The 12,146-nt window shown below is 33.0% G+C and carries 10 protein-coding genes; 2 read left to right on the forward strand and 8 right to left on the reverse strand.

The annotated features are described in order from the left end of the window. Positions 1-71 precede the first annotated feature (71 nt). The gene (clpX, locus tag RM697_RS09640) at positions 72-1,304 is read left to right on the forward strand and encodes an ATP-dependent Clp protease ATP-binding subunit ClpX (RefSeq protein ID WP_311427677.1); all 1,233 of its coding nucleotides are present in this window, start codon (positions 72-74) and stop codon (positions 1,302-1,304) included. 31 nt (positions 1,305-1,335) lie between these two features. Here clpX and RM697_RS09645 read toward each other — a convergent pair whose 3' ends face one another. Next, positions 1,336-2,595 (reverse strand): cation:proton antiporter, encoded by a 1,260-nt coding sequence (locus RM697_RS09645; RefSeq protein ID WP_311427678.1) that lies wholly within the window; start codon positions 2,593-2,595, stop codon positions 1,336-1,338. A 12-nt stretch (positions 2,596-2,607) separates the two neighbouring features. Next, positions 2,608-6,285 (reverse strand): metallophosphoesterase, encoded by a 3,678-nt coding sequence (locus RM697_RS09650; protein ID WP_311427679.1) that lies wholly within the window; start codon positions 6,283-6,285, stop codon positions 2,608-2,610. Positions 6,286-6,386: 101 nt separating this feature from the next. Here RM697_RS09650 and RM697_RS09655 point away from each other — a divergent pair, with 101 nt between their 5' ends. Then, entirely contained in the window at positions 6,387-7,766 is a 1,380-nt protein-coding gene (locus RM697_RS09655) for an aldehyde dehydrogenase family protein (RefSeq protein WP_311427680.1), read from the forward strand. On the opposite strand, the gene RM697_RS09660 is transcribed toward RM697_RS09655, so the two are convergent. Genes RM697_RS09660 through msrB form a run of 6 tightly spaced genes read right to left on the reverse strand, consistent with a single transcriptional unit; the run spans position 7,756 to position 12,057 of the window. Further along, a complete protein-coding gene (locus RM697_RS09660) occupies positions 7,756-8,025 on the reverse strand; it encodes a hypothetical protein (RefSeq protein ID WP_311427681.1) in 270 nt (89 codons plus the stop codon). The genes RM697_RS09655 and RM697_RS09660 overlap by 11 nt on opposite strands. A gap of 4 nt (positions 8,026-8,029) precedes the next feature. Beyond that, entirely contained in the window at positions 8,030-9,253 is a 1,224-nt protein-coding gene (locus tag RM697_RS09665; protein ID WP_311427682.1) for a bifunctional alpha/beta hydrolase/OsmC family protein, read from the reverse strand. A gap of 12 nt (positions 9,254-9,265) precedes the next feature. After that, the gene (locus RM697_RS09670) at positions 9,266-10,828 is read right to left on the reverse strand and encodes a protein adenylyltransferase SelO (RefSeq protein ID WP_311427683.1); all 1,563 of its coding nucleotides are present in this window, start codon (positions 10,826-10,828) and stop codon (positions 9,266-9,268) included. Next, complete coding sequence (locus RM697_RS09675) at positions 10,825-11,067, reverse strand: glutaredoxin family protein (RefSeq protein WP_311427684.1); 243 nt, start codon at positions 11,065-11,067, stop codon at positions 10,825-10,827. The genes RM697_RS09670 and RM697_RS09675 overlap by 4 nt, the downstream gene beginning before the upstream one ends. Continuing rightward, positions 11,064-11,606, reverse strand: a complete 543-nt coding sequence (msrA, locus tag RM697_RS09680; RefSeq protein WP_311427685.1) for a peptide-methionine (S)-S-oxide reductase MsrA — start codon at positions 11,604-11,606, stop codon at positions 11,064-11,066. Before msrA ends, RM697_RS09675 begins: the two co-directional genes overlap by 4 nt. Further along, positions 11,596-12,057, reverse strand: coding sequence for a peptide-methionine (R)-S-oxide reductase MsrB (msrB, locus tag RM697_RS09685; RefSeq protein WP_311427686.1), 462 nt, complete (start codon positions 12,055-12,057; stop codon positions 11,596-11,598). The genes msrA and msrB overlap by 11 nt, the downstream gene beginning before the upstream one ends. Between the last annotated feature and the right edge of the window lie 89 nt (positions 12,058-12,146).

The raw sequence follows: 12,146 nt of genomic DNA on the forward strand, positions 1-12,146 counted from the left end.
TCTTATCGACTAAAATAGAATAAAGAGCGTTGAATTTTCAAATATTCAACCATGAACTTTAAACTTGAAAGATGGCAAAAGAAGAATTAGAATGTTCATTTTGTGGGAGGAAAAAACCTGAAACTAACTTGCTTATAGCTGGCTTAGATGCACATATTTGTGATCGCTGTATTGAGCAAGCTCATGGTATTGTTATTGAAGAATCAAAACAAAGTGGTAATACCGAGCTTAGTTCAGAATTAATGCTAAGAAAGCCTAAAGAGATTAAGGCATTTTTAGATGAATATATTATAGGGCAAGAACACACTAAACGTGTTATGTCTGTAGCAGTATATAATCACTATAAGCGTTTATTACAACCACCTTCGGATGATGATATAGAGATTCAGAAGTCTAATATCATAATGGTTGGTCAAACAGGTACAGGTAAAACTCTAATGGCTAAAACAGTAGCAAGAATGCTTAATGTACCCTTGGCTATTGTTGATGCTACAGTTTTAACTGAAGCTGGTTATGTTGGTGAAGACGTAGAAAGTATACTTACACGGTTATTACAAGCTTCAGATTATAATTTAGAAAAAGCAGAGCGTGGTATAGTATTTATTGACGAAATAGATAAGATTGCTCGTAAAAGTGATAACCCTTCAATAACAAGAGATGTATCTGGAGAAGGTGTTCAGCAAGCGTTATTAAAGTTACTTGAAGGAACTACTGTTAATGTGCCACCAAAAGGAGGACGTAAACATCCAGACCAAAAATTTATTGAAGTTAATACAGAACATATTTTATTTATAGCTGGTGGCGCTTTTGATGGTATAGAACGTGTCATTACAAAACGACTTAATATGCAAGCGATAGGTTATAGCTCTATTAATTCCGATGATAATGTTGATGATGATAATATACTTCAATACATTATACCAAAAGATTTAAAAGATTTTGGATTAATTCCTGAAATCATTGGTCGTTTACCAGTGTTAACACATATGAATCCATTAGATGCTAATACTTTAAGAGCCATTCTCACTGAGCCAAAGAACGCTATAATAAAGCAGTACAAGAAATTATTCTTTATGGATGAAATTGAGTTTACTATTACTGATGGAGCATTAGAATTTATTGTAGAAAAAGCGATAGAATATAAACTTGGAGCAAGAGGTTTAAGATCTTTATGTGAAGCTATATTAACTGACGCTATGTTTGATATGCCATCAAGTGATGAGAATAAACTAAACGTTACTAAGTCTTACGCCCAAGATAAGCTAACTAAATCAACTTTAAAAAAGTTAAAAGCAGTATCTTAAAAAATATAGTAAAAAAAAATCGACCTCATCATTAATTTGCTGAGGTTTTTTTGTTTTTTGAGAGTATACGATTTACTAGTTTGCCTACAGTTAGTCCTTGTACTAATATGGAAAACACAACAACAATGTAAGTAATGACTAAAAACATATCTCTATGCATGTCTTGAGATAAGCCTAAAGCTAGTGCAATTGAGATACCACCACGCAATCCTCCCCATGTCATAATTACGTTTGTTTTAGGTACAAAATCTAATTTATTTTTAAAGATATTTACAGGAAGTAATAATGAAAGGTAACGGCAAACTAAAACAACAGGAATAACTAGCAGACCAACAAGTATAAAGTTTTTATCATACACTAGTACTAACATTTCCATTCCTATGAGTACAAATAATATAGCATTAAGCAGAATATCAATGAGTTCCCAAAATTTATCTACATAAATTTCAGTAGTTTCAGACATTGCTGTTTGCCTTATTGTATCGTTACCAACCATAAGACCAGCAGTTACCATTGCTAAAGGTGCCGAAATATGCATTTTTTGAGCTAAAACTGTTCCTCCCATAACCATAGCGAGAGTTATAATAACTTCAATATCAAAGTCGTCAATAGATTTAAGTAATCTATAAGTTATCCATCCTAATAATAGGCCAAAAGCTACACCACCAAACACTTCAACTCCGAATAATTTTGCTATCTCAGAAACTTCAACAGAACCACTACCAAAGGCTATTTGGTAAATGGTTAAAAATATAACAACTCCAACACCATCATTAAATAGAGATTCGCCTACAATTTTTGTTTCTAATTTTTTAGGCACACCAGCCTTTTTTAAGATGCCTAAAACAGCAATCGGATCTGTTGGCGAAATTAGAGCGCCAAATAATAAACAATAAATAAACGGGACACCAAGACCAAAAATATCTAGTAAAAAGAAAACACAACCACCAACCAAGAACGTAGATACTAAAACACCTAGTGTAGAAAACATTAATATTGGCCAACGTTGAACTTTAAGCTGCTGAAAGTTGGTATGCATAGCTCCTGCAAAAAGCAAAAAACTAAGCATGTGATCTAGTAATAATTCCTTAAAGTTTATTTGTCTAATAAATGCTATTTCGGCTTGTAATAAGGTATCATCAAAATAGCTTAATCCAAAAACAATTAAGGTGTAAACTATAGTAATTAGCATTAACCCAATGGTGTTTGGGAGTTTTAAAAAACGCACATTTATATAACCAAAAATGGCAGAAAGCGTTATTAAAGCCGTAAGTATTAAGTAGTAGTCCAATTGATTATATTATTAAAAACCGAAACCTAGTCTAAAGTTTAATCGTAAGCCATCTGCACTATTAAAAGCACCAAGATTTGCAGACATCATTTGTGCCATATTAAAGAAAAAACCTCCACCGAAAGAGTTATTCCATTTGTCAGAGTTATCATTATCTACCCAAACACGACCATAATCTACACCTCCAAATACACCAATATGAATAGGCATAAGTCCAGTTCTTAAGCTACCAAAATTCCAACGTATATCTGTAGATTGTGAGAAAGCTGTTTTACCAGTAAATCTTTGAAAACGATAACCTCTCAGCCCAGTATTTGCTCCTAATACTGCACCTTGATAGAACTCAAAATCATCACCTAAATTAATATGAGCTCTAATGTGTGTTGCTAAAACTAATTGTCCACTTGGTATTAATTTATAATCAAACCCTAATTGAGGAATGAGGTATCCAAATCCTTTAGAAGTGTCAACATTATTTCTATAACCAACCTGCAATGAAGTTAGTAAGCCAAGAGTTGGGAAAGCATCATTATCTTTGTTTTCAAAGTGATACGTTGCATCAACACCATAAAAATCTTGCTTATCAAAAACAGGATCGTTAGCTGCAAGTAATCCAATAAATCGTCCAGCAGTTCGTTCTACCTCGTTAGATTCATAAGTTAAACCAACTTCTAAACTTCCACCTTGTTGTCCTCGCCAAATTAATGATGGTGATGCTTTGATTCTTCTTATTTTTACTCGGTTATAATCTAAATCTACATCTAATCCATCATCTTCATCTGCTTCAGGATTTGGAGTTTCATTCCCAAAACCAAAAAAGTTAACCGCATAATTAGGACTGTTAAACTGTAAATCTATTCCGAAGTTAATATTTGGAAAAAGGTTAGCGAATTCTCCACTGTAATTAAAATCAAAACCACTTGTTGCAAAATAGTAGAGGGCAGAAAAACTATGATTAGCTGTGAACGGATTACGTTCAAAACCATAAGTAGTTAGCAAGGTGCTTAGACCAACTCTTAAACCATCATCAGGATTTGCACCAAAAGTAGGTACAATCTGTGAAGTACTATTTTTAAGTTTATGATAATCGTAAACATTGGTAGCGTAATTGTCTGTCAGCTTCTTTTTACCTTTTTTAGTTACAATTGTGTTTTTCTTAGATTTATAATCATAGTAGGTTACACGTTTCCCATTTTCTATATTATAGGTATCATTGTTTTGACCACCAACCAGCCTCATTTTAATGTAGTTGTCACCAGTACCATGAACATGAAATGTATCATCATCATCTAAAGCATAAATCCAAATTTCTTTTGTGTCTTCACTACTATAGCTTCGTTCATGGAATTTATCTTTTTTCTCACCATCTTTTATACGATAAGCAGTAACCTTAGTAATGCCATTGGGTAAACGTTCAATATCAAACCAATCATCTTTATTTGTACCCTTAATAACACCATAAGCATTAATAAGATCAAAATAGCGATCTGAGATTTTTTGAAGATTGCTACGACGTGCTTTTAATTTATTTTTGATATCATTAATAGTTTCGTCTCTGACTTCTTCAGGAATATTTAAAAAAGCTTTTTCAATAACTTCATCAGTAACATTGTCTTGTATTAACTTTACTTGAGCATTCCAAACATCTCTACCAGATTGTGCAATTAACTCCATGTCTAAAGGGTAAGGTTCTACATTTACACCTTTTACATCTTTTAAATCGTCACTGTATGCTCTGAGCAAACGTGCCGTAGGTAAAAACTTAACAGCAGCGCTCAGTAAAAAGCCATCAGACATTTTAGAAAATGCTTGATCTCTATCTCTTGGCATTGGTCTGTATACTTTTTTACCATTTTCTTTAAACTCAATCCAACGCCATTGGTCTTGGTGCCTATCCCAATCACCAATTAGCATATCAAATAATCTTGCCTTAATATAAGTAGCTTCATCAATAACAATATCCTCATCTTTATGAATTCTTTTTAGCATATCGTCAGTACTCAATAATTTGTCTTGGTACCCAAAACTAGCTTTATTGCTATGACCTTCAGATGTGTGCTCTTCAATCATGTATAATTCATCTCCAAAATCTTCATTATAATCACCCAAGCGTTCTTGTTTTGGTATGTAATACAAAACAGGGTTTGTATGATAAACACCTGCAGCATCTGCTAGGTCTCCAACAACAAAAGGCGCATAAGGATGCGAACCAGTAAATACATCTAGAATAAGTTTCTCGGTAGCTGTATCATCAAATTGACCTTCAATAAATTGATCTTTAAATAAAACGGCTTGTAAATATTGTAAAGCCTGTTTTCTTAAAGCTCTCATAACATATTGCGTACCATTTTTATCTTCTAAACGCAACGATTTAGATTGGTTACCACCACCTTTTCTAACTACAGTTAAACCACCAAATAAGGTGTCTAATTTTACATTAGGTGCTTTTACTGCTGTACTGTAATATGTTCTGTAACGTTCTCCCCATAGAAACTTATGTAAACCACCTACTTCAGTTTCTTCTTTGGTATAAATAGAAGCTGAAGTATGAGACGCATTATTATCACTATAATTTACAGTAGAGTTTGATTTAATTGCTGAAAACACTTCTGTTTGAAAAACAATTTTCTTATCGTCTGTAGAATAGAATTGTACATGAGAAGAGCCATCTTGGTACACATCAAGTCTTGCATAACCTGGAGTTCCATATGAAAAAACACCACCACCAACATTACGTGTTGCTGAAACTTTTGAGCCAGAACCACTAACTATTTGATGCAAATTATCCTCAATAATATATTGTAAATTATGATCATGACCAGATGTGAAAATCACCTTTTTATTAGCTTGTGCAAGTGTTATTAAGCGCTTTTTAAGATCATTGTATCTCGAATTTTGAAGATCTACATCAACGATACCACCTGTTTTTCTAACAATATTTTTAATGGTACCAATTACAGGAATTGGAGACATATGACTACCAAAAGTATATTGACCACCATGTGATCCATTAGTATACATAGGATGATGAATAGCAACTACAGTAGTTGTACCACGAGCCTTTTTAATGAGACTATTAAACTCAGCGAGAAAACCAGTTCTTGTTTTAATATCGCAATCGTCGTTAATTGTAGGATGTTTATCCCAGTTGGTTAAATACCAATGACTATCGACTATAATTAAGATAACGTCTTCAGAAATTTTAACGCGCTCTATTGGGCAACCATTTTCTGGTAAAAATGTGTTTTTACCTAACGCATCTTCAATACGTTTTTCTTGATCTTTAAGTCCTTTTATTCCAGAATACCAATCATGATTTCCTGGTATAAAAATAGTGTTGCCTTCAAAATTTTTTACAGCATCAATTTGAACATCTAAGCGATGTTTAGCTAGCTTATAATCTGGATTCGATTTTTTTGGTAATCCTTTATTGTAAATATTATCGCCAAGAAAGACTGCTGTACTATTTTTTTTGGCTTTAGCTAATTCTTCTTTAAATGCTTTTAAGGCTTCTGAAGATTCTCCTAACTCTGAGTTACCAGCATCTCCAATAAGATAAAACGAATGTGAAATAGTTTTATCGGGAGCTTCATTTTGAGTTACAGAATCACTGTATTGCGCTTTAAAAGTAGCACATGAGTTAATCAGCAATACCACTATTATGGATAGCAGAGAGTTTTTATTGGTCATAGGAATGTTAGTTAGCGATTTTAAAGGTAAGAATTTTTTTATTTTTCACTAATTTGAGCTTCAATATCATTATACTTATTTTTACCAGAAATTCCCTTTTAATGAACTTTGACGACCTTCTAAATAAACAGCATCTTTTTTTTGACACTCAATCAACAAAGGATTTAAAATTTAGGAAGCAGCAATTAAAAAAATTAAAACAGCTTTTAATTGCTAATGAATCCAAATTAAATGAAGCGGTTTATAAAGATTTTAAACGTTCCAGTAAAGAAAATTTAGTATTAGAGCTTTATCCTATGTATAAAACTATTAAAACTATTCTTAGGAAATTGGATCGTTGGACAAAGTCTACTAAGGTCTCTACGAACATTCTTAATATTCCTGCAAAGAGTTATATAAAAAAAGAGCCTTTAGGTAGCGTTTTAGTAATTGGAGCCTGGAATTATCCAATTCAATTATCATTACTTCCTGCTATTTATGCCATATCTGCTGGTAATACAGTTATTATTAAACCAAGTGAAATTCCGTCGCATACGAGTAAAGTAATCACTGAATTAATCAATTCTAATTTTGATGAAGGGTTTTTAAAGGTTGTTGAAGGTGGTATTCCTGAAACTACTGCTTTACTTAATTTAAAGTTTGATAAGGTGTTTTTTACAGGGAGCACTGTAGTTGGCAAAATTGTATACCAAGCAGCAGCTAGAAACTTAACAGATGTAACTCTTGAATTAGGAGGAAAAAGCCCAGCGATTTTCACTAAAGATGCCAATCTAAAAATGGGTGTAAAACGTTTGGTTTGGTCAAAATACTTAAATGCAGGTCAGACTTGTTTGGCTCCAGATTATGTCCTGGTCGATGAATCTATTAAAGAACGCTTCCTAGAACTTGTTTACAAAGAAATTGAACAGCATAATTATTCAATACATAATGAAAATTATGTTCAGATTATTGATAACAAAAATTTTAAAAGACTTGAGGGTTTAATTGATAAGGATAAAGTGAGTTTTGGTGGAGAAACAGATGAGAATGAGCGACTCATTTATCCAACGGTTATGACAGATATAACTCTTGAAGATAAGATTATGTCTGAGGAAATATTTGGACCAATTCTTCCAGTGCTTTCTTTTAATAATTTAGATGAAGCTTTACATGTTGTAAAGCAATTTGAAAAACCGTTATCACTTTATTTACATACTAAAAAGCGGAACATTAAAAGAAAAATACTCAATGAAATTTCTTTTGGTGGAGGTTGTGTAAATGAATCGGTTATGCATTACACCAATTCTGAACTACCTTTTGGTGGAGTAGGACATAGTGGTATTGGAAGTTATCATGGTAAATTTGGTTTTGATACATTCTCACATCAAAAAGCTATTATGGATAAGCCATCTTGGTTTGAACTAAACTTAAAGTATTACAAGCGAACAACTACAAAAGTTAAATTAATTAAAGCCTTGATTTTAAGTATGTTTAGGTATTAAATGTTGTTTTGCAAGTTTCACATTCGTAGGAGTCTTCTTTTAATACTATTTTATCTAATTTTTCGGCTACTTCGTGTATAAAACTTGTATATGTGTGGTGTTCTGGAGTAATGTTATTAGCTTTAATTTTTTTGTAAAACTCACCATCCCATTCTTGTTTTCCCCAACAATTAGGACAAACTCCATTAGGAGCATTTCCAGTTTCTAGATTATCTATTTTCTTTGAAAAGTATGCTTTTAAATTCGCTATTAGATTCATTGAATTAAGTATTTAATATTTCAGTATGAAAAATGACTTCACTGGCAATGGTTTTGTGAACAGGACAACGCGAAGCAATTTCTTTTAAACGTTGTTTTTGGGCTTCATCTAAGTTGCCAACAAATTTTAATTTTTTGCTAATATGATCTAAGTAACCGGATTTTTCAACATCTACATCTAATTCATCACTATGTTTTTTAGAATGAGAAATATAAACAAATACTTCTTGCAAATCCCACTGTTTGCGATTCGCATACATTTTTAAAGTCATTACTGTACATGCTGCCAAACCTGCATTTAAGTACTCGTAAGGCGAAGGGCCAAAATCATCACCTCCAATAGAAGCAGGCTCATCTGCTAACATCGTGTGATTTTTTGTTTGAATAGAAGTCGTAAAATTATCTTCAAGTAAGTTTAAATGTCCAACCAATTGTTCACCCTTGGTTTCTAACATTATATTTTTCTGTTTTGGAAAATAACGTTGTACCCAAGAACCAATCATATTTCCAACATAAACACTATCTCTAGTATTTGAAAGTAAATGATCTGCATCATCTAAAGTGATAAAACTTTTAGGATGATGAGCATTATGATATAATTTTTCGGCATTGTCAATTGCTACAATGGTATCGAAAGGTGCATGCATAATGAGTAATGGTTTCCTGAGGTTTTTTACAATATTAGGCAGATCTGTTTTGCTAAAATCCTCAACAAATTCTTGATTAATTTTAAATGGTCGTCCACCAATATTAATTTCTACTTCACCTTTTTCTTTTACCTCTTCAATACCATGAGAAAATAAATGTGTTACATGGTTAACTTTAGAAGGTGCTCCAATAGTAGCAACAGCTTTTATTCTTTTTAATTTAGAAGCAGCAACAATAACTGCTGCACCACCAAGTGAGTGACCAACTAATAATGAAGGTTCATCGTAATTAGCTTTCATAAAATCACTAACCGAAATTAGGTCGTCTACATTTGCTGAAAAATGACTTTCTGCGAATTCACCTTCACTTCTACCTAAACCAGTAAAATCAAAACGAACGACTCCAAAACCATGATTAGTAAGTGCTCTACTGACATGTTTTACAGCACCTAAACTACTACTGCAGGTAAAGCAGTGTGCGAAAATAGCATAGTGATTGGGTTTTTGATTTGCAGGTAATTCTAAAAAAGCATTCAGAGTATAACCTCTTTTGTTTTGTATTTTTAATCTAGTGCTTTTCATCTTATTTTTTTATTAAGAACTACACGATAACATGGAACAGCCTACTTTATGTCTTGCCCATTCTGGGCGCTTAGCAAACCATTTTTCATTTTCGGGTTGTTCATCGTATGGTTTTTTTAGTAGATTAAATAATTCATCAATTAAAGTATAGTCACCTTTTTCTGCATCATCAATGGCTAGTTGTGCCATATAATTTCTAAATATATATTTAGGATTAACGGAATTCATTTTATTTTGTCGTTCAGTATCAGAAATTGATTCATTCTTTAATCGATTCCCATAATCAATAAACCATAATTTCCACTGCTGCCTTAGGCTATCTGACACTTCAGTGCTATTATAAAATGCATCATTAATAATAGTTAGCCCTTTTTTAGCATCTTCTTTTTTGAAACTGCTAAGGTTTCTAAAGAATATGGTCATATCTGTCTCAGTAGCATGTAATAGATCTTCTAAAGCGAGTATTAGTTTTTGATCGGTAGATTTTTTAGTTAATAAACCAAGTTTAGAACGCATCATATCTATTGACTTTTGTTCAAAATTTGTTTTGTAGGATTCCAAAATAGATTCTAAAGGCTCAGTCTCTTTAATTAATGGGAATAATGTATTGGCTAATTGGTATAAATTCCAAAGTCCAATATTAGGTTGGTTGCCATAACGATAACGTTTATGTTGTTTGTCTGTGGTGTTTGGTGTCCAACCAAAATCAAAACCTTCCAACCAACCATAAGGACCATAATCTATAGTTAATCCAAGAATAGACATATTATCTGTGTTCATTACGCCATGAACAAAGCCTACGCGTTGCCAATGAATTATCATGTCTAATGTACGATCAGTAACCTCTTTAAAAAATTTAAGATAGATCTCTTTTGAAGGTTTGCCTAAATGAGCGAAATAATTGTTGATGGTGAAATCGACTAAGGTTTTCAACGTCTTATGATCTTGTCTTGCTGCAAAAATCTCATAACTGCCAAATCGTAAAAACGAAGGCGCAACTCTACAAACAATAGCTCCTTTTTCATACGCAGCATTACCATCGTAAAGCATATCTCGCATAACATCATCACCAGACATTGCCAGAGACAAAGCCCTCGTTGTTGGGATACCCAAATGATGCATGGCTTCACTACATAAATACTCACGAATGGAAGAACGTAAAACGGCTAAACCGTCTGCGGTTCTGGAGTAGGGAGTTTCTCCAGCACCTTTGAGTTGAAGTGTCCAATATTTATGATTGTGTTCTATTTCAGTAAGGTTAATGGCTCTACCATCACCTAATTGTCCTGCCCAATGACCAAATTGATGACCTCCATAACACATGGCATATGGGTTTGTATTAGCTAATACCGAATTACCAGTAAAGACATTTAAAAAATCTTTACTGCAAGCATCTTCAGCTGTAATTCCTAAAGTTTTTATAGTTTCTGGAGATACATGAAGAAGTTTTGGTTTTGAAGTTTTCTTTGGTCTAACATAAGAAAAGCAAGCCTGTTCAACTTGTCGCCTTGTATTTTTAGTAATTGCATCTGCTGGTAATGCTTTACTGAATGTATTTTTTATATTGAGCTTCATGTTAGTTTTTCAATCCATTTTAGTAAATCTTTGTCAGATGGATTCCTCAGTTTTTTAGTGGTAATGGTTATTGTTGGAAAATTAAGTTTCCTATTCTTGTATAAGTTACGTAATTCTGCGGCTGCATTACTATTGCGTTCAACATCTAGAAACTCGTAATCTAAGTTACGAGTTTCTAAAAATGTTTTGTAGTGTTGTGTTTTATGACAACGATCTGCTCCATAAAGTTTTATCTTCATGGCTTTAATTTATCTGAATGTAACTGTCTCAGTTTAGCAAGTTTTGGTTTTATAACAAAACTACAATAGCCTTGAGATGGATTATTTTTATAATAATCTTGGTGTTCTTTAGTAGCTTCATAAAAGATATCTAAAGCTGAAATTTCTGTAACTATTGGATCCTCATAATAAGCTTGTAATTCTTTAAGAACAATTTCAGAAATTTCTTTTTGAGAATCATTATGATAGAAAATAACAGAACGATATTGAGTGCCACGATCTGCACCTTGACGATTCAAAGTAGTAGGATCGTGAGTGGTCATAAAAATGACTAAAATATCTTCGTAAGAAATCGCATTAGCATCAAAAGTAATTTGTACCACTTCTGCATGACCAGTTAAACCAGAACAAATTTCACGATAGGTTGGATGCCCTGGAGCATTGCCTCCAGAATAACCAGAAACTACGTTTTCAATCCCTTTTACCTCTTGAAAAACAGCTTCTGTACACCAAAAGCAACCACCACCAACAGTGGCTAAGTGCAAGTCTTTAGTTTTCATTTACAACCTCCTTATTCAAAATCATAGATTCAGAATTTACACAATAACGCAATCCGCTTGGCTCAGGACCATCAGGAAACACATGTCCTAAATGTCCGTCACAAGAATTGCACATAACTTCAACGCGAACCATACCAAAAGAAGAATCCTTTTCGTACTTGATAGCGTTTTCTTTTATGGGTTGGGTAAAACTTGGCCAGCCAGTACCAGAACTAAATTTTATTGTAGAATCGAACAATGGTGTATCACAGCATACACAATTGTATTGGCCTTCGTCATAAATGCTACACAAAGCACCACTATGAGGTCTTTCCGTACCTTTTTGTCTTGTAATTCTAAATTGTTCTGGAGTTAATTGAGCTTCCCATTCACTTTCAGATTTTTCTACTCGTCTATCTGGAGTAGGATTTCCATTTACGGAAAAGTTAATAACGTTTTTCCAAGTTAGCATACTTTAGGGTCCTTTCTTGTTAGTTAATAATATGCTTATTTTAACCTAAATATAGTCGAAAAAAGTTCAGTTTACTTACAATTCTTATA

It is taken from the genome of Microcosmobacter mediterraneus (genome assembly GCF_031846265.1).
In the GTDB taxonomy this organism is placed as follows: Bacteria; Bacteroidota; Bacteroidia; order Flavobacteriales; family Flavobacteriaceae; genus Microcosmobacter; species Microcosmobacter mediterraneus.

Coding starts and splice junctions, on each gene's coding strand:
- clpX (WP_311427677.1), top strand. CDS start 72: ATGGCAAAAGAAGAATTAGAATGTTCATTTTGTGGGAGGAAAAAACCT.
- RM697_RS09660 (WP_311427681.1), bottom strand. CDS start 8,025: ATGAATCTAATAGCGAATTTAAAAGCATACTTTTCAAAGAAAATAGAT.
- RM697_RS09675 (WP_311427684.1), bottom strand. CDS start 11,067: ATGAAGATAAAACTTTATGGAGCAGATCGTTGTCATAAAACACAACAC.
- RM697_RS09655 (WP_311427680.1), top strand. CDS start 6,387: ATGAACTTTGACGACCTTCTAAATAAACAGCATCTTTTTTTTGACACT.
- RM697_RS09670 (WP_311427683.1), bottom strand. CDS start 10,828: ATGAAGCTCAATATAAAAAATACATTCAGTAAAGCATTACCAGCAGAT.
- msrB (WP_311427686.1), bottom strand. CDS start 12,057: ATGCTAACTTGGAAAAACGTTATTAACTTTTCCGTAAATGGAAATCCT.
- RM697_RS09665 (WP_311427682.1), bottom strand. CDS start 9,253: ATGAAAAGCACTAGATTAAAAATACAAAACAAAAGAGGTTATACTCTG.
- RM697_RS09650 (WP_311427679.1), bottom strand. CDS start 6,285: ATGACCAATAAAAACTCTCTGCTATCCATAATAGTGGTATTGCTGATT.
- msrA (WP_311427685.1), bottom strand. CDS start 11,606: ATGAAAACTAAAGACTTGCACTTAGCCACTGTTGGTGGTGGTTGCTTT.